General features: G+C 32.4%; 15 protein-coding genes. 10 read left to right on the top strand and 5 right to left on the bottom strand.

Annotated elements, in window-relative coordinates; genetic code table 11:
- Nucleotides 1–34: 34 nt before the first annotated feature.
- From P0R33_RS20735 to P0R33_RS20720, 4 genes are all read right to left on the bottom strand, one after another.
- Nucleotides 35–424 (bottom strand): RidA family protein, encoded by a 390-nt coding sequence (locus tag P0R33_RS20735; RefSeq protein WP_276173062.1) that lies wholly within the window; start codon nt 422–424, stop codon nt 35–37.
- Between the two features lie 76 nt (nt 425–500).
- Complete coding sequence (locus P0R33_RS20730) at nt 501–1070, bottom strand: Crp/Fnr family transcriptional regulator (protein ID WP_276173061.1); 570 nt, start codon at nt 1068–1070, stop codon at nt 501–503.
- A gap of 103 nt (nt 1071–1173) precedes the next feature.
- Entirely contained in the window at nt 1174–1863 is a 690-nt protein-coding gene (locus P0R33_RS20725) for an SIMPL domain-containing protein (protein WP_276173060.1), read from the bottom strand.
- 51 nt (nt 1864–1914) lie between these two features.
- On the bottom strand, nt 1915–2553 hold the full coding sequence (locus P0R33_RS20720; protein ID WP_276173059.1) for a rhomboid family intramembrane serine protease: 639 nt from the start codon (nt 2551–2553) through the stop codon (nt 1915–1917).
- A gap of 112 nt (nt 2554–2665) precedes the next feature.
- Between P0R33_RS20720 and P0R33_RS20715 the strand changes: the two genes are divergently transcribed.
- Both P0R33_RS20715 and P0R33_RS20710 read left to right on the top strand, forming a co-directional pair.
- The gene (locus tag P0R33_RS20715) at nt 2666–3538 is read left to right on the top strand and encodes a lysophospholipid acyltransferase family protein (RefSeq protein ID WP_276173058.1); all 873 of its coding nucleotides are present in this window, start codon (nt 2666–2668) and stop codon (nt 3536–3538) included.
- A 205-nt stretch (nt 3539–3743) separates the two neighbouring features.
- The gene (locus P0R33_RS20710) at nt 3744–5228 is read left to right on the top strand and encodes a glycosyl hydrolase (RefSeq protein WP_276173057.1); all 1485 of its coding nucleotides are present in this window, start codon (nt 3744–3746) and stop codon (nt 5226–5228) included.
- Nucleotides 5229–5301: 73 nt separating this feature from the next.
- Here the strand turns inward: P0R33_RS20710 and glmM are convergent, their stop codons facing one another.
- On the bottom strand, nt 5302–6690 hold the full coding sequence (gene glmM / locus P0R33_RS20705) for a phosphoglucosamine mutase (RefSeq protein WP_276173056.1): 1389 nt from the start codon (nt 6688–6690) through the stop codon (nt 5302–5304).
- 205 nt (nt 6691–6895) lie between these two features.
- On the opposite strand from glmM, the gene P0R33_RS20700 reads away from it, so the two are divergent.
- The 8 genes from P0R33_RS20700 to P0R33_RS20665 all read left to right on the top strand — a co-directional run bounded on the left by P0R33_RS20700 (nt 6896) and on the right by P0R33_RS20665 (nt 20067).
- Nucleotides 6896–7480, top strand: a complete 585-nt coding sequence (locus P0R33_RS20700) for an acyl carrier protein phosphodiesterase (protein WP_276173055.1) — start codon at nt 6896–6898, stop codon at nt 7478–7480.
- A 29-nt stretch (nt 7481–7509) separates the two neighbouring features.
- Entirely contained in the window at nt 7510–9198 is a 1689-nt protein-coding gene (gene ggt, locus P0R33_RS20695) for a gamma-glutamyltransferase (protein WP_276173054.1), read from the top strand.
- Between the two features lie 72 nt (nt 9199–9270).
- Nucleotides 9271–11055 (top strand): chloride channel protein, encoded by a 1785-nt coding sequence (locus tag P0R33_RS20690; RefSeq protein ID WP_276173053.1) that lies wholly within the window; start codon nt 9271–9273, stop codon nt 11053–11055.
- Nucleotides 11056–11119: 64 nt separating this feature from the next.
- On the top strand, nt 11120–12073 hold the full coding sequence (locus P0R33_RS20685) for a Fic family protein (protein ID WP_276173052.1): 954 nt from the start codon (nt 11120–11122) through the stop codon (nt 12071–12073).
- Nucleotides 12074–12175: 102 nt separating this feature from the next.
- The gene (gene uvrA, locus P0R33_RS20680; RefSeq protein ID WP_276173050.1) at nt 12176–15007 is read left to right on the top strand and encodes an excinuclease ABC subunit UvrA; all 2832 of its coding nucleotides are present in this window, start codon (nt 12176–12178) and stop codon (nt 15005–15007) included.
- Between the two features lie 101 nt (nt 15008–15108).
- Nucleotides 15109–16017: a hypothetical protein gene (locus P0R33_RS20675; protein ID WP_276173049.1), complete on the top strand. Its 909-nt coding sequence runs from the start codon at nt 15109–15111 to the stop codon at nt 16015–16017.
- 274 nt (nt 16018–16291) lie between these two features.
- Complete coding sequence (locus tag P0R33_RS20670) at nt 16292–17020, top strand: TIGR00730 family Rossman fold protein (protein ID WP_229350263.1); 729 nt, start codon at nt 16292–16294, stop codon at nt 17018–17020.
- A 299-nt stretch (nt 17021–17319) separates the two neighbouring features.
- Nucleotides 17320–20067: an aminopeptidase gene (locus P0R33_RS20665; protein WP_276173048.1), complete on the top strand. Its 2748-nt coding sequence runs from the start codon at nt 17320–17322 to the stop codon at nt 20065–20067.
- Nucleotides 20068–20134 lie beyond the last annotated feature (67 nt).

Below are 20134 nucleotides of genomic sequence, written 5' to 3'. Positions count from 1 at the left end.
GTTGGGATTTGGAATTTAAAATTTTGAGTTTTTTTTATTTCACTACAGTTGCCTCCAACTCTATTGTTAAGGTTTCAAAAAGACTTTTTACTTCCAGAACAGTACTCGATTGTTTAATTTCATTCTTTTGAATCCAATTTTGAAAAACATCAAAGTTTTCAAACAATGAATCCGAATCTGTAGTATAAATGTTCAATCGGACAATATTTTTCAATTCATAATTAGAATCGTAAATTACTTTTTCCAGATTTTCTAATGTTTTCAACAAATGAGTTCTCATATCAGCTGTACTCGAAATACCATCATCATCAATAGCCGTTTGTCCAGAAATGTATAAAGTTCCAGTTGCATTACGCACATCGACAGCTTGAACATAATTTCTTGCATCTTGCCATTTCCATGGATTTATTACCTTTTTTTCCATCATTTATATTTTAAAATTACATTGATGCAAAAATCAGAATACTCCAGATTTTGATGGCGTGACAAATATCACAACTTTAAAAAAGACGGCTTAGAGTTTCTCGAGAAACGCCTAAATAAGAAGCTAAATAACTTTTAGGAACGCGTTGTAATAAAGATGGATTTTTTAGAAGCAACTGTTCATATCGTTCACGCGCATTTGAAGTTAGAAATGACAAAATTCGTGTTTGCGAACCAATATGTCCAGCGATTGATTTTTGAAGAAAAAAACGTTCCATTTTCTGTAAATCATTGCAAAGCTTTTCGAAATTTTCTGAAGAAAGGCTGTAAACAACTGTATCTTCAATACATTCTAATGACAACAATGCTTTACTTTGAGTATAAAAAGCCTGAAAATCAGTTTCCCACCAATCTTCCATCGCAAAAGAAACAATATGTTTTTTTGCATCCTGATCTTCATAAACTAATTTTACAAGCCCAGAAAGCACAAAATAAACGTCTTTAACATCATTTCCAGTTTCAATAATAAACTGCCCTTTTTTAAAGGTTTTTAATGCAAAATGAGATATAATAAAAGTAGCTTCCTCATCAGTTAAAGAAACTACTTTTTCGATATGTTTTCTTAAAAATTGCTCTGAATTATCCATAAAAAATTTAAAATCAATAACAAAAATACATCTTGAAAAATAAAAAAATCCAAATCCCAAGAAATTTGGAATTTGGATTTTTACTATTGGATTTTTTAAACTTTTAGTCTAGCACAAAACTTACGCTAACATTTGCCGTAATTTCAATTTCGCCAATTGCTAAAGTTTCATTCGATGCTCCAGCATTATCCATTGCCATAGATTTCATTGCAGCATACATTGGCTGTGGACGATACACTTGAGAATTATCAGAAATTGTAAAAGCTTTACCAACTTTTTGTCCTAAAACAGAAACATATTCTTCAGCTTTTACTTTAGCATCTTTCATCGCTAATTTTCTAGCTTCAGATTCGTATTGCGCTAATTTAGAAGATTCAAAAGAAACTCGATCAATACGATTAATTCCTTGCTGAACCAAACCTTCCATTAATTCATCGTATTTCGACAAATCTTTTACTACGATTTCTACAGTTTGAGTCGCATTATAAGAAGTTTTCTTTTTCTCATAATCATACTGCGGATTTAAAGCAACTTGTTTTGTTCTGAAATCTGCTGTCGGAATATTCATTTTTTTGATGAATTTTAGAACAGCATCCATCTTCTCGTCGTTTTGTTTTTTAACGTCTTTAGCATTATTCCCTTTTGTTTCAACCGTAGCTGAAATACAAACTTGATCAGGTGCTACTTTTACTTTTCCTTCCCCATTTACATTGATTAGAGGTATTTGTTTGGTTTCTTGGCCGTAAGACATAGTCATAAACATGATTGTTAAAAATAATACTAGTTTTTTCATTTTTGTTATATTTTAATATTTAATAAAGGCTTTTCAAAAGTTATGCCAGCATTATATTTTTCCCATTTTTGCCATTCCAAAAAGTATAATTATCGGAATAGCCAGCAAAATAACCATTAAAGTATTATCTGTAAATAACGAAGGTTCTTTTATTAAAGTAATTAAATAGCCGCCTATAGCACCTCCAAAATGCGCTGTGTGTCCAATATTATCATTTTTGGCACGCATTCCATAAATCGAGTATAATAAATACACAATTCCAAAAATATAAGCTGGCATCGGAATGACAAAAAATACGCCAAGCATCATATTAGGCTGCAATAATATCGCCGAATACAAAACTCCCGTAACTGCGCCAGATGCTCCAACAGCACGATAACTATAATCGTTTTTATGAAACATCATGGTGAGAAGATTTCCAAATATCAAACTTCCAAAATAAATTAAAACAAAAGAAAATGTTCCTAGCCAGGATAAAACTACTGGAGCAAAGAAATAAAGTGTTAGCATATTAAATATCAAATGCATCATATCTACATGCAAAAAACCCGAAGAAAGCATCCTGATCTGCTCTCCAGAACGAATACTTCCTACGTGAAATTCGTACTTTCTAAAAAAAGAAAGATCGTTAAAACCTTTGTAACTAATAACAGCGTTGGTAACTATGATTCCTGCTAAAATGATATTCATAAATAGTATTTATTGTGAATTGTAAATATAATCATTCTTAAAGAAAAGTTAGTACGAAAGCAAATTATCAAACGTTAATCATTTTTCATTTATCTTTGTAAAAAAAAGCTGCATGCAATTTCTCGTTTATATTTTAGCCTATCCTTTACTTTGGCTTATTTCCATATTACCTTTTCCTTTATTCTACTTATTCTCAGATTTTGTCTGTTTTTTAATTTACAGAGTTATTGGGTATAGAAAAAAAGTAGTTCGCGAAAATTTAGCACTTGCTTTACCTCATTTAAACGATGCTGAAAGAAAAGACGTAGAAAAGAAATTCTACAGCCATATGTGCGATATGTTTTTAGAAATGATAAAAACCATGAGTATGTCTCCAGCAGAAATGGAAAGACGATTTCATGTTACCAATATTGATCTGGTTCTAGATTATGCGAAAAAAGGAAAAAGTGTAATTCTTGTAGCTTCGCATTATGCTAGTTATGAATGGCTTTTAACTATTAATCCAAAAATTGGGTTTCAAGGAGTTGCTGTTTATAAAAAACTAGCCAATATTTATTTTGATAAATTGGTTCGAAAAATCCGTTCAAAATACAATACAGAAATGATAGAAACCAGAAAAGCAATTCCGACAATGGCTCAAAACCAGCGTAATGGAGTTTTAGCAATGTATGGTTTAGCAAGCGATCAATCTCCTAAATTGGATAGAATTTTTCATTCGATGAAATTTATGGGAGTTGAAGTTCCTGTACACACAGGAGCAGAAATGCTGGCAAAAAAATACGACTTAGCCGTTATTATGGTAAAAGTTAAAAAGATAAAAAGAGGATTTTACGAGGCAACGTTTGTTTCGCTTGCAGATAATCCGAAAGAATTTGCAGATTTTGAAATTACCGAAATGTATTTAAAAGAAGTAGAAAAACAGATTCTTGAAGTTCCAGAATTTTATTTATGGACGCACAAAAGATGGAAACATCGTGTAAAATAATTTCAAAATAACAATCTAAAAAATCCGAAAAACATAAAATTGTTTTTCGGATTTTTTTTTGAATGTGGCGTAATTCGTCAATTTACGCCTTGCATACCCGATTTGATGTGTTTTTGTAATGATTTTTTTGAATGGATTAAAATAGGAAACAATTTAAATTTGATGTTCTCTAATTATCTAAAAAAAACCAAAAAAATCATTAACCATGATCAAAAAATTACTTTTTACAGTTTTGCTCTTATTTCTGTTTTCTGCGATTTCCGCTCAAAGTCCAAAACGAGGTATTGCTTACGGGGCGCATTCTAAAGCAGATATTTTAGCCTTAAAACCTGGCCTTTCTTGGTGGTACAATTGGTCGCCGGAACCAGAAGCTCCTTTAAATGCAGATTATGCATCTCTCGGAGTTGAATTTGTTCCTATGGCATGGGGAAAAATCAACGATGCAGAGGTTCAAACATTCATCAATAAAATAAAACCTGGCGCAAAATATTTACTGGCTTTTAATGAACCAAATTTTAACGATGGCGCAAGATTAACACCGCAAGAAGCTGTGAATGCTTGGGCTAATATCGAAAAAATTGCTGCCACCAAAAATCTGGAAATTATCAGTGCATCACCTGCGTATAATGGGCCAAGCAATTATGGTGGAATTTCGGATCCAATAGTTTGGCATACACAGTTTTTTCAGTTATGCCCAAATTGCAAAGTCGATTATATTGCTTTTCATACTTATGATGCTACAGCAGGTTCTGTTATTGGCGTTACCAGTCTTCTGAAAAAATTTAATAAACCACTTTGGATCACGGAATTTGCAAATAGAGTTATTCAAAGTGCTGCGGACAAAACAGCTTTTATGAAAGATATTCTAACCAATTTTGAAAACGATCCTGATATTTTTCGTTATTCTTGGTTTTCTGGAAGAGTAAATCCGACTTGGACAGATATGTTAGAAGGACAATTACTAAGTGCTACAAGCGGAGTTTTAAGACCAATTGGAACCGAATATATTAACGTTCCTTACACTACAAAAAAAATGACTGTTCCAGGGCGTGTTGTAGCCAATAAACATTATAGAAGAAAAGGAACTGGCTTACAAGCCACTACAGACTCTAATACTGGCCAAAATGTTTGTTATATTAACGAAGGAGATTGGAACGAATTTATGCTAAATGTGGTCGATGCAGGAACTTATAACTTAACTTTTAGAGTTGCTTCTCCAGTTCTTGATGGAAAATTTGATGTTCTTGTAAATGATGTTGTGGTAAAAACAGATGAAACTTTTCCTGCAACAGGAGATTGGCAAACGTACGCTGATAAAGTTGTTAGCGCAGTTACGCTTCCTAAAGGTGAAGTTTATTTGAAAATCAAATTCAAATCGAACGATTTCAATTTTAATTATATTGATGTCGCTTTAGCTAATCTTGGCGTGAAAGATGATGTTTTAGAAAAAGACAGCTTTACAATCTATCCAAATCCGGTAAAAAATCAATCGACTTTGCATATCAAATCGAGTATAACCGAACCTTTAACAATCAAAATTATCGATATGAAAGGTGATGTTTGTTTTTCATCTTCTGATTTCTCTACAAATGAAGATATCAAAATTGGAGAAAAATTGGCAAAAGGAGTTTATATCGTAAATGCTGTTTATGGCAATAATAAAAAATCAATTAAGATTATTAAAAATTAAGATTTATAAGAATAGAAAAAGCCTTTTTCGAAATTTTCAAAAGAGGCTTTTTTTATTTTAAAAACAGAAATTATTAGATTCCTGCAATTACTTTTATTTCATCAATGATTCTAAGTGCTAATTTATCTGCAGCATCTTGTGAAGGCGCTTCAGTATAAATACGAATAATTGGTTCTGTGTTCGATTTTCTCAAATGAACCCATTCTGTAGCAAAATCAATTTTTACACCGTCGATTGTCGAAATATCTTCATTTTTATATTTCTCAGTCATTTGAGTTAAAATTGCATCAACATCAATTTGCGGTGTTAATTCAATTTTATTTTTACTCATGTAATATTCTGGATAAGAAGCTCTCAAAGCAGAAACTGACATTTTTTTATTCGCTAAATGCGTTAAAAATAGAGCAACTCCAACCAAACTGTCTCTTCCGTAATGCAATTCAGGATAGATAATTCCACCGTTACCTTCACCACCAATAATGGCATTATTTTTTTTCATTAATTCTACCACATTCACCTCGCCTACTGCACTTGCTTCATAACTTCCGCCGTGTGTATTTGTTACATCTCTCAAAGCACGAGAAGATGACATGTTAGAAACTGTATTTCCTGGAGTTTTACTCAAAACATAATCTGCGCAAGCTACCAAAGTATATTCTTCACCAAACATTTCGCCATCTTCGCTAATGAAAGCTAAACGGTCAACATCTGGATCAACTACAATTCCTAAATGCGCTTTTTCTTTAACAACCAATTCAGAAATATCTGTTAAATGCTCTTTTAATGGCTCTGGATTGTGAGGGAAATGTCCGTTTGGTTCGCAATATAATTTTACCACTTCAACTCCCATTATTTCAAGTAATTTTGGAATAATAATTCCTCCAGATGAATTTACTCCATCAACAACCACTTTAAATTTTGCATCTTTTACAGCCTGAACATCAACTAAGGGCAAACATAAAACTTCGTCGATATGAATATCCATGTAAGCATCGTTTACTGTAACTTTTCCTAAACTGTCCACATCCGAAAAATCAAAAGCTTCAGCTTCGGCAATTTCAAGAATTTTAGTTCCGTCTGCACCGCTTAAAAATTCTCCTTTTTCATTTAATAATTTTAAAGCATTCCATTGTTTTGGATTATGAGATGCTGTTAAAATAATTCCACCGTCTGCTTGTTCCAAAGGCACGGCAACTTCAACAGTTGGTGTTGTAGAAAGTCCAAGATCGATAACATCGATTCCTAATCCAACCAAAGTATTTACAACCAAGTTATGAATCATTGGTCCAGAAATTCTGGCATCACGACCAATTACAACTTTCAATTTATCTTTATTGGCATTATTTTTTAAGAAAGTTCCGTATGCTGATGCAAATTTCACCGCATCAACAGGAGTCAGATTATCTCCTACTTTTCCTCCGATAGTTCCTCGAATTCCAGAAATAGATTTTATTAGAGTCATTTTTGTGAGTTAGGGTTATTTTTCTACAAATATAAAAAAGTTACCGAGTAACTAAGGTGCTAAGTTTCTAAGATTTTAAATTTAACTTATAAGAAACCACTTTCAAGCAGTTGTTTTTATAACAAAACGATTTAAAAAAGTTTTTATACATTTACTAAATAACTCAGAAACTTAGCCACTAAGTCTCTCAGAAACTTTAACAAAAATGAATTTCTTAGCTCATATATACCTCTCTGGAGAAAATGATTTGATCAAAATCGGGAATTTTATGGCAGATGGAATTCGCGGAAAACAATTTGAACATTTTCCTATCGATGTGCAAAAAGGAATCCAACTGCACCGATTTATTGATACTTACACAGATTCTCACGATATTTTCAGAAAAAGCACAAAACGTCTTCACGATCGATATCATCATTATTCCGGTGTTATTGTAGATATTGTTTACGATCATTTTTTAGCTAAAAATTGGAGCAATTATTCTGATGAAAAGCTAGAAACCTTCATCAGCCGATTCTACAATTCGCTACATGATAATTACGATATTTTAACAGAGAAAACTCAAGATTTAATGCCATATATGATTGGCAGAAACTGGCTTTTGAGTTATCGTACTGTAGACGGAATTCATCAAATTCTAACTCAAATGGATCGAAGATCTAAAAACATTTCTCAAATGCAATACGCTGTAGAAGAGTTAAAAGATTTTTACGATGATTTCGAAGAAGAATTCACTTTATTTTTTGAAGAAATGAAAAAAGAGGCCAAAGTAAAATTGCTGACTCTGTAACCGCTTCATTCCCTATTAATTTTTTATTTATGAAAAAAATCACGCTTTTAGCAGCTCTTTTATACCTATCAGTCAGCAACGCACAACAGAAAACTGCAAATCCAACTGGATTAGTTGTCACAAAAGCAATGGTCGTTTCGGCACGCGAAGAAGCTTCAAAAATTGGAGCAGACATTATGAAAAAAGGCGGAAATGCTTTTGATGCCATGGTAGGAACTGAATTAGCATTGGCAGTTGCTTTTCCATTTGCTGGAAACATTGGCGGCGGCGGATTTATGGTGTATAGAAAAGCAAATGGCGAAGTGGGATCTTTAGATTATAGAGAAAAAGCACCTTTAGCGGCTACAAAAGATATGTTTTTGGACAACGAAGGTAATGTTATAAAAAGTAAAAGTACCGAAACTGCACTTGCAATTGGTGTTCCCGGAACTATTGCAGGCGTTTTTGCTGTTCATAAAAAATACGGCACAATGCCAATTGCTAAAATTCTAGAACCAGTAATTGCTTTAGCCGAAAGAGGTGTTGTAGTAACCAAAAAACAAGAAAAAAGTTTAAACGATTATCATGATAAAATTGTAAAAATCAATGGCGAAAATTCTCCCGCATCTAAAATCTTCAAAGAAAATGATACTATAAAATATACCGCTCTTGCGAAGACTTTAAAAAGAATTCAGAAAAAAGGCAGAAATGAATTCTATAAAGGACAAACTGCAAAAATTTTAGTCAATTATCTTAAATCAAAGGGCGGAATTATTACTTTGCAAGATTTAGCAAAATATGAAGCAAAATGGAGAAAACCGCTTCAATTTACTTATAAAGATTTAAAAATCACTTCGATGTCGCCTCCAAGCAGTGGTGGAATATGTTTGGCACAAATTTTAAAAATGCTAGAACCTTACGATTTAGCCAAAATGGGACATAATTCTGAAGAGGCAATTCAGGTTATTGTTGAGGCAGAAAGAAGAGCTTATGCCGACAGAAGCTATTTTTTAGGAGATCCCGATTTTGTAAAAATTCCATTGAAAGAATTAATGGATGAAAAATATTTACGCGATCGAATGGCGAGTTTTAATCCCGAAAAAGCGACTTTATCTTCTGAAATAAAAGAAGGAAAAGTAAATTATGCAGAAAGTACAGAAACGACGCATTATTCAATTGTAGATCAATTTGGAAATGCTATTGCGGCAACTACAACTTTAAATGACGGTTATGGTTCTAAATATTATTGTGACGAATTGGGTTTCTTTTTAAATAACGAAATGGACGATTTTAGCGCTAAACCAGGTTCTCCAAACATGTTCGGTTTAGTCGGAAATGAAGCCAATAGCATTGCGCCGCAAAAACGTATGCTAAGTTCTATGACGCCAACAATTGTAGAAAAAGACGGAAAGCTATTTATGGTAGTTGGAACTCCAGGCGGTTCGACTATTATAACTTCTGTATTGCAGACAATTTTAAATGTTTACGAATACAATTTAAGCATGCAAGAAGCTGTAAATGCGCCACGTTTTCATCATCAATGGCTTCCAGATTTAATTACTTTCGAACCCAATACTTTTGAAGCCAAAACTATAAATAAGCTAAAAGCGAAAAGTTATTTAATTAATGAAAAACCAACTCCAATTATCGGAAAAGTAGATGCCATTTTGGTTTTGCCCGAAGGTAAATTAGAAGGCGGAGCCGATTTTAGAGGAGATGATACTGCCGTAGGTTTTTAAATCCATAAAGATTTTTGTTTTTTTATCTAAGATTATAGCCTAATTTTGTAAGACCTATAATTTTACAACCGAATGTTAAAAAAATATTTCAGAAGACTAGAAAGTATAATTGCTTTGGCTCAATCGTTAATGACTCCAAAACAGTTTCTATTTTTATCAAGCGTTTTAATTGGAATATCATGTTCGTTTGCTGTAATTATTCTTAAAACCTTCGCCCACAGCGTATTTTCTTTTGCCACTTACATTAACGGAATTCTAAAATTGAGTTTTATTAACAGTATACTTCCAATAATTGGTATTTTACTGACGGTTTTTGTAGTGAAAAAAGTGCTTAACGGAACCATTCAAAAAGGAACTTCACAGATACTTTATGCAGTAGCAAAAAAAGCAAGTATTATTCCGCGAAAACAAATGTATGCCCAAATTGTTACGAGTTCGTTAACTGTTGGTTTGGGTGGTTCTGCTGGTTTAGAAAGTCCGATCGTGATTACCGGAGCTGCATTTGGTTCAAATTTTGCACAAAACTATAAATTACAATACAAAGACAGAACTTTATTAATTGGCTGCGGAGTTGCTGCCGGCATTGCTGCGGCTTTTAACGCGCCAATTGCTGGTGTTCTTTTTGCCATAGAAGTTTTATTGGTCGACGTAAGTATTTCTGCCTTTACTCCAATAATGATTTCTGGAGCAACTGGCGCTTTAGTTTCTGCCATTGTATTGGATGAAAGCATTCTTTTAAGCTTTAAAAAACAAGAAACTTTCGATTATCATAATATTCCTTTTTATGTAACGCTTGGAGTTCTTACAGGGCTTGCGGCGATTTACTATTCCAGAAATTTCCAAAGAGTTGAACATTATTTTTCAAAACAACAAATCAACCCATATAGAAAAGCATTAATCGGTTCTTCGCTTTTAGCTTTGCTTATTTTTATCTTTCCAACTTTGTTTGGTGAAGGATACGAAAGCATTCGAACTTTATCTGAAACCGATCCTGGAAAATTGTTAGACAATACTCTTTTTGCAGATTTCAGAAACAATCAATGGGTTTTATTGCTATTTGTAGGCGCGACGATGATGGTAAAAGTTTTTGCTTCGGGATTAACTCTTGGAAGCGGTGGAAATGGAGGAAACTTTGCTCCTTCTCTATTCTTAGGTTCTTATTTAGGGTATTTCTTTTCTAAATTTATAACACTTATTGGTTTATCAAAATTGCCAATTACCAATTTTACAATGGTCGGAATGGCTGGTATTTTGAGCGGATTATTTCATGCACCATTAACCGCAATATTCTTAATTGCAGAAATTACAGGAGGTTACGGACTTATGATTCCGCTTATGATTGTTTCTTCAATCAGTTTTGCGATTTCAAAACGTTACGAGAAATATTCGCTTGACGTAAAAGGATTAGCCAAAAAAGGACACGCTTTTACAAGCAATAAAGATTCTAATATTTTATCGACTTTAGATATTGACACCATTATTCAATGTGATTATTTAACGGTTCATCCTGAAGAAAATCTAAGCAAACTGGTCGATTTAATTTCTCACTCCAATCAAGTAGTTTTTGCGGTCGTAAACAACGATAAAGATCTAGTTGGTGTTGTGCATTTTAATGATATTCGCGAAATCATTTTCAATTCTTATCGCGTAAAATACACTCTTATTAAAGATGTAATGAAAGCGCCATTGACAACAATTTCTTCATTGGACAGCATGGAAATTGTGATGAAGAAATTTGAAATGTCAAAATCTGCCTTTCTGCCTGTTTTACGAGATGGCAAATATCATGGCTTTATTTCTAAGTCAATTGCGCTTGAAGCTTATAGAACAAAACTTCGTTCTATGACGATTGAATAATCATTAACATCGGATACATTAAAAATTTTTATTATCCGATATTAAGGAGTATCTTTGTAGGATTATGTTTAACATTGACCTAACATACAGAGAAGAATTTCAATCAACCTTTGATCGATTGTACCAAAAAAGGCTGGAACTGCAAAACAGCAGACCATTGCCTAATATTGCTTTGAATAAAATAAGAGAAAGCCTTTCTTTAGAATGGACGTATAACTCCAATAGTATTGAAGGAAATACACTTAGTTTGAGGGAAACTCAAATGATTATTCAAGAAGGAATTACCATTAAAGGCAAATCGCTGCGTGAGCATTTTGAAACACATAATCATGATAAAGCCATTGATTATCTATACTCTATTGTAGATGAAAATTATAAACTAAGAAGTATAGATATTCTCTCCATTCATGGTTTAGTAATGCGTTCTATAGAAGAAGATTTTGCAGGCAGAATTCGTAATGGAGGAGTTCGAATTTCAGGAGCTAATTTTGTGCCTCCGAATGCTAATAAAGTTTCAGATTATTTAGACGAATTAATTGAGTTTATCAATACAAATCCGTTAAGTTTAAACGATATTGAACTCGCGACAATTTTTCATCACAAACTGGTCTGGATCCATCCTTTTTTTGATGGGAATGGGCGCACAGTTCGTTTAAGCATGAATTTATTATTGATAAGATGTGATTTTCCGCCAGCCATTATTCTTAAAAATGACAGAAAAAAATATTACGAAGCGCTTAATCAAGCAAATAATGGCAATTATCAAAAATTAACTCTTTTAATGTGCCAGTCGCTAGAAAGAACACTCAATATTTATCTAGGTGCAATGCCAGGAAGCACTTATGATTATCAATCTATTCAAAATATTGTGAGCGAACCAGATACACCTTACGGTCAAGAATATATTAGTTTATTGGCTAGAACAGGCAAAATTGATGCTTACAAAGAAGGCCGAAACTGGTATACCACCAAAGAGGCCATTGAAAACTATATGGCAACCCGAAAAAGAAAACGTTGATTGACAATCAGCGTTTTTTTGTTACTATTTGTAACATAAAGTTTTGCTATCGAGCACAAAAAGAACAAATCAAAGTGGTAACTTTGCGTTTTGCTCAAAATTATGTTAGAAAAAGACAATACTATTGAAGTTCTTGGTGCAAGAGTTCATAACCTTAAAAATATAGACATTTCTATTCCGCGTGAAAAACTGGTTGTTATTACCGGTTTATCAGGTTCGGGGAAATCTTCTTTGGCATTTGACACGATTTATGCTGAAGGCCAGCGTCGTTATGTTGAAACTTTTTCGGCTTATGCCAGACAATTTCTTGGCGGATTGGAACGCCCAGATGTAGATAAAATTGACGGATTGTCACCCGTTATTGCAATTGAACAAAAAACAACCAGTAAAAGTCCGCGTTCGACTGTTGGAACCATTACTGAGATTTATGACTTCTTAAGACTTTTGTATGCTCGTGGCGCTGATGCATACAGTTACAATACAGGCGAAAAAATGGTTTCGTATTCTGATGAACAAATTAAAGATTTGATTATTCAGGATTATAACGGAAAGCGAATCAATATTTTAGCTCCCGTTATTAAAGCTAGAAAAGGACATTATGCCGAATTATTCCAGCAAATAACGAAACAAGGATTTTTAAAAGTTCGTGTTAACGGAGAAGTTCAGGATTTGGTTTCTGGAATGAAATTAGACCGTTATAAAACCCATGATATTGAAATTGTTGTTGACAGAATGGTCATTGAAGATAATCCTGATACTCAAAAAAGATTATCTGAAAGCATCAATACAGCGATGCATCATGGCGAAGATGTCCTGATGATTTTAGATCAGGATTCGAATGAGGTACGTTATTTCAGTAGAAATTTAATGTGTCCAACAACTGGAATTTCGTATCAAAATCCAGAGCCGAATTTATTTTCTTTCAATTCTCCAAAAGGCGCTTGTCCGCATTGTAATGGTTTGGGAACTGTTCACGAAATTAATGCAAAGAAGATTATTCCGAATCCGAAATTATCGATTAAAAGTGGTGGATTTGCTCCGCTTGGCGAATATAAATCATCTTGGATTTTTAAACAATTAGAAACAATTGGAGAAAAATTCGGATTTAAAATTACAGATCCAATCGAGAAAATTCCTGAAGAAGCCATGACAATGATTTTATATGGTGGAAAAGATAAATTTTCTATCAATTCTAAAGATCTTGGCGTAACCAGAGAATATAAAATTGATTTTGAGGGAATTTCCAATTTCATCAAAAATCAATATGACGAAAGCGCAACAACCAGCATAAAACGTTGGGCAAAAGATTTTATGGACGAAATTCCTTGCCCAGTTTGCGAAGGTTCTCGTCTTAAAAAAGAAGCTTTATTTTTTAGAGTGAATGGAAAAAATATCACCGAATTGTGTGATATGGATATTTCAGATTTAACGGCTTGGTTTCTTGATTTGAATAGTCATTTGACTGATAAACAGCTTTTAATTGCTTCTGAAGTTGTAAAAGAAATCAAAGATCGATTGAACTTCTTGATGAATGTTGGTTTGAATTATTTGGCTTTAAGCCGAAGTTCAAAATCGCTTTCTGGTGGAGAAGCACAGCGTATTCGTTTGGCAACACAAATTGGTTCACAATTGGTTGGGGTTTTATATATTTTAGATGAGCCAAGTATTGGTTTGCATCAAAGAGATAATGAAAAATTAATTCATTCTTTGGAACAATTACGTGATATTGGAAATTCGGTTATTGTTGTTGAACATGACAAAGACATGATTGAAACTGCTGATTATGTGATTGATATTGGTCCGAAAGCTGGAAAATATGGTGGCGAAATTATCAGTATTGGAACTCCAGCAGAAACATTAAAATCAGACACGATTACTGCTCAATATTTGAATGGTAAAATGAAATTAGAAATTCCGAAGAAAAGACGTAAAGGAAATGGCAAATTCTTAAAACTGACTGGAGCAACTGGAAACAACTTAAAAAATGTTTCCATTGAAATTCCTTTAGGGCAATTAACTTGCGTTACAGGAGTTTCAGGAAGTGGGAAATCAACATTAATTAATGAAACGCTTTATCCAATATTAAATGCCTATTATTTTAATGGCGTAAAAAAACCACAACCTTACAAAAAGATTGAAGGTTTAGAACATATTGACAAAGTAATTGATATTGACCAAAGTCCGATTGGAAGAACACCTCGTTCAAATCCAGCGACCTACACAGAAGTTTTTACAGAAATTAGAAATCTATTTACAATGACTTCTGAAAGTATGATTCGTGGTTATAAAGCCGGACGTTTTAGTTTTAACGTAAAAGGCGGAAGATGCGAAACTTGCGAAGGTTCTGGTGTTAGAACTATCGAAATGAACTTTTTACCAGACGTTTATGTTGAATGCGAAACGTGTCAAGGAAAACGTTTCAATAGAGAAACTTTAGAAATCAGATACAAAGGAAAATCTATTTCGGATGTTTTGGATATGACGGTTGACGAAGCGGTTCCGTTTTTTGAAAATATTCCGAAGATTTACAGAAAAATCAAAACGATTCAAGATGTTGGTTTAGGTTATATTACACTTGGACAACAAAGTACAACGCTTTCAGGTGGTGAAGCGCAACGTATTAAACTAGCGGGAGAATTATCTAAAAAAGATACTGGAAATACATTTTATATTCTAGACGAACCAACAACCGGATTGCATTTTGAAGACATTCGCGTTTTGATGGAAGTAATTAACAAATTGGTTGATAAAGGAAATACGATTCTGGTAATTGAACATAATATGGACGTTATCAAACTGGCGGATTACATTATCGATATTGGCCCAGAAGGCGGTAAAGGCGGCGGGCAATTAATCGCAAAAGGAACTCCTGAGCAAGTAGCCGAAAATAAAAAAAGTTATACAGCTAAGTTTTTAAAGAAAGAATTAGAGTAAAAACAGCATCTTTATCAAGGTTTTCCAACATTGACAAAGATGCTTATATTTTTATAATTTAATAGTAATAATTTTATATTTTAGCTCTAAAAAAGCGAAATATGAAAACCACCGTATTATTTATTATAATATCGATATTCTCACTTACCTCCTATTCCCAATCTCAAAAAGACAGTATTAATAAAGTTGTACGTGAGCGAATTAAAAACATAAAAGAAGATCAATCTGATAATCCTTACTACACCAAACAAGAAAAGGAAGACGAATATTTAAGCGAAAATAATACCTTTCAAGCTTTAGCTCTTCCAAGCGAAAACAGTGATTTGGCAAACTTTTTTAAGATTTATCTGGAGAAAAAACTGCTCAAAAAAATTGACTTTACCGCAATTAAAGATTCTTATTTGTATAACAATTTTTCAAACAGAAAATACAATTATACCATTCGTTTAACTTTTGAATTAAGCAAAACTGGTAAAGCAACAAATTGCCGAATCAATACTGGAAACAAAGAATTAGACAAAAAAGTTATTGCGGTTTTCAAAAAATATCCTTTAGAAAAATTAGGGTTGAAAGAAAATGATAAATCTGGTAAAATCAGCGTTCAATTATTCGCAAAAGAAAACAAAGAGATTGTAATAAAAGCTAGCCAATTTGCAGTAACTGATATTCCTCCATTGATAAAAGGATGTGAAGATTCTCCGTTATACGGGCAACTTAACAAATGTCTTTATGATAAATTGTATGAATATTTGCTAAAGAATATTTCACTAAAAACTCTTAATAATCAAGAATTAAGGGGAGAAATTATTTTTAGTCCTCGCTTTACCATTAATAAAGAAGGCAAAATTATAAACGTAAATTCCATTGCACCAAACAAAGTTATAAAAGACGAAATTGATCGAGTTATTCTTTCTTTTAATGAAATAATAAAACCCGGAAAAAGAAATAATACTCCTAAAAATTTTTATTGCGAAACTTATCGAACTATTACAATAGAAAATTTGAAGTGACAGGCTTTCTTAACAGCAAAATAGCGATAAAAGCATTCTCACTTCCTATCATATTTCTAATTTATAGCCAATGCTAAATTTCACTAATACACTGATAATGAAATAAGGAATTCAATTTTATCATTATCCCAATATTACTTTTAGATTATAATTCCTGTTTTTTATAACAATTCTAGAAAAAAGTGTTAATTTAGTGTCCGCTTTTTCTGAAAAATTCAAAGTTTTAAAGAAAGATCTTTCACATAAAACATAATAATAAATTAAAATACCTAAAATGAGATTAGAAGATTTTGATAATGATGAAGATAAAGTAATTCAGGACCGTTTGAAACAAAAAACGTGGAATGAAATTAGAACCAATGACAGCTGGGCGATTTTTAAAATTATGTCTGAGTTTGTAAACGGTTACGAAGCAATGGGGCGTATTGGTCCGTGTGTTTCTATTTTTGGTTCTGCAAGAACAAAACCAGAAGACAAATACTATCAATTGGCTGAAAAAATTGCTTATAAAATCAGTAAAGCAGGTTACGGAGTGATTACAGGAGGTGGTCCCGGAATTATGGAGGCTGGAAATAAAGGCGCGCATTTAGGAGGCGGAACTTCGGTTGGTTTGAATATTGAACTTCCTTTTGAACAGCACTTTAACCCTTATATCGATCACGATAAAAACTTGAATTTCGATTATTTCTTTGTGAGAAAAGTAATGTTCGTTAAATATTCTCAAGGTTTTGTGGTAATGCCAGGTGGTTTTGGAACTTTAGACGAAATGTTTGAAGCGATCACATTAATTCAGACTAAGAAAATTGGAAAATTTCCAATCATTTTGGTTGGAGTTGAATTTTGGTCTGGTCTGATCGAATGGGTAAAAACGGTTTTGGTAGAAAAAATGCACACCGTTAGTCCAGAAGATTTAAATCTTTTTAAAATTGTCGACACCGAAGATGAAGTTGTAGACGTTTTGGATAAATTCTACAAAAAGTACGATTTAAGTCCGAATTTCTAATTTTTGAACCATATAAGTGATATAAATATATTTAAGTCTTACGCTTAAAGCAATGCTTTTAAATGAACTTATATCACTTATATGGTTAAAATTTATCGCAAATACGCAAAAATTGAAAGCTGTTTTTTTAAACAGCTTTTTTTATGTTATTTTTACAAAAATCCGAAGTCCCAATATGTACGTAACTTAAGTATATCAGAACATTTTTAAGCCAATATTTGAAAGCACTTTATAAAATTATTTGCCTCATTATAGTTTTATTTTTTTCGATAAAACTTTCTGCACAACATCAATCTAAGATGGAAGTGGCGGTAAATCTTGAGCTTAAAACTCTGAATATAAAACAGGATCTTACTTTCTACAATACTTCAAATGATTCTCTCAATTCAATTGTTCTTAATGATTGGAATAATGCTTTTGTAGATAAAAATACACCTTTAGCAAGACGTTTTTCAGATGAATTTTACAGAGGATTTCATTTAGCAAAGGCTGTTGATAGAGGAAAAACTACAATTTTAAGCTTGACAGATGATAGTTCTTTAGCTTTGGAATGGGAAAGAACTGAGAAAAATCCAGACTTTATCATTGTTCGCCTGAATCAAAAACTGGCTCCAAACGAAAAAATCGATTTGCATCTTACTTATATTGCTAAAATTCCGAACGATAAATTTACTCATTTCGGTTTTGATCAAAATGGCGGTATGGCTTTAAAAAATTGGTTTATAAGTCCTGCGCGTTATGAAAATGATGACTTTATAAAATACAACAATTTTAATCTAGACGACATTGCAAATGCCATTGCCGATTATGAAGTTGCCATTAAAATTCCAAATCAATATGCTATTACAACCGATTTAAATTCGATTTCTAAAGACGTCAGTAATTCTGATTATAGCGTTTATTCTTTTTCAGGCAAAAACAGATCCGATTTTAGTCTTTATATAGAAAAGCAAAATAGCTTTAGAACTTATGATAATGGTTTAATCGAAGTTTCAACAGATTTAAAAAGTAAAAAAATAAGCGAAATTCAAAAAGCTGTTATTATAGACAGAGTTGTTTCATTTATGGAAGGTTTTATTGGCGAATATCCGCACGATAAAATCACCGTATCGCAGGCGGATTATGAACGAAATCCATTTTACGGATTGAACCAGCTCCCTTCTTTTATTAGTCCGTTTTCAGATGATTTTATTTTTGAAATTCAGTTTTTAAAAACATTTTTAAACAATTATCTCAAAAACAGTCTTCGATTAGATCCAAGAAAAGACAATTGGGTTTATGATGGAATCCAGATTTATGCCATGATGAAATACATGGAAGAGCATCATGAAGACCAAAAAATGCTCGGAAGACTTTCTAACATGAAATTGTTCAGCAGCTATAACATTACTAATCTAACTTTTAATGAGCAATACAGCTATTATTATATGCTTATGGCTCGTAAAAATTTAGATCAGCCGTTGGGAGATCCAAAAAATACGCTAATTAAATTTAACGAACAGATTGCAAGTAAATACCGAGCAGGTTTAAGCTTAAGTTATTTAGACGATTATCTGAATCATGACATTGTTACAGAAAGTGTAAAAGAGTTTTATAACTTGAATAAAATTGGACAATCTAATCGTTATGATTTTGAAAAAATTCTAACTAAAAAAAGTCCTAAAAACATCGATTGGTTTTTTAAAACAATTATAGATTCTCGAGATATAATCGATTATAAATTCAGTCATGTTTCTAGAACTACAGACAGCGTTTCTTTTTCTATTAAAAACAAAACCGGAATTTATGCGCCAATTCCTGTTTATGGAACTAAAAAAAATCAGGTTGTTTTTAAAGAATGGATAGAACCAAAAAACAAAGATTCTGTCTACGAATTACCACGAAAAAATGCAGATAAAATTGTAATTAATTTTGATAATGAAGTTCCAGAATACAATCAGAGAAACAACTGGAAATCACTGAAAAACATTGCTCTGAATCGTCCAATAAAATTTAATTTTGCTAAAGATTTAGAAGATCCTAATTACAATCAGATTTTATACATTCCGACAATCTATTATAATTATTACGACGGACTTACGCCTGGTATTCGATTTCATAACAAAACCATTCTAGACAAGCCGTTTAATTTTGATATTAATCCTGCTTTTTCTTCTAAAACAGGAAGCTTATCAGGATCGTCAGCATTTTCTTGGAATCAGTATTATCGAAACAGCACTTTGTTTAATGTGCGTTATTCTTTAAGTCAAAACTACTTTCATTATGCTCCGGATGCAACTTATTTAAGATTAAATCCGATGGTGCAATTCCGTATTCGCGAAAAAGATTTTAGAGACAACAGAAAACAGCTTATTATGGCGCGTCAGATAATTGTAAATCGTGAAGCGAGCGAATATATTACAGACAATTCAAAACCAAACTATTCTATTTTTAACGCCCGATATTCCAATACAAAAACAGAATTAATCAATCATTTTAATTTTATGACTGATGTTCAGTTTGCGGGAGATTTTGGAAAACTTTCGGGTGAAATTGAATACAGAAGATTATTTCAAAACAACAAAAAGTTAAACTTAAGATTATTCGCAGGAACTTTTCTTTATAATACAACAAATTCAGACTATTTCAGTTTTGGTTTAGACCGCCCGACAGATTATTTATTTGATTATAATCTTTTTGGAAGATCAGAAAGTACAGGCTTTTTCAGTCAGCAATATGTAATTGCCGAAGGCGGATTTAAATCGCAACTGGAACCATCTTACGCAAATCAATGGATGACAACTTTGAATGCAAGTTATGCCGTTTGGAATTGGATTGAACTTTATGGCGATATTGGTTTTATGAAAAACAAACATCAAAGTGAGTTTTTTGCCTACGATACTGGAGTACGTTTAAACTTGGTTCCTGACTACTTTGAACTTTATTTTCCTGTTTATTCTAATAACGGATGGGAAATAACGCAAACAAAATACAATGAAAAAATACGATTTATAATCACTTTCTCACCAAAAACATTAGTTACTCTTTTTACCCGAAAATGGTTTTAATCAAATAAAAATTAAACAAAAACTTGCGAAATTATCAATAAAATTAAATTTTACATAAAAATTACAT

Source organism: Flavobacterium sp. YJ01 (assembly GCF_029320955.1).
GTDB lineage: Bacteria > Bacteroidota > Bacteroidia > Flavobacteriales > Flavobacteriaceae > Flavobacterium.
This window is presented reverse-complemented; position numbering and strand designations above follow the sequence as displayed.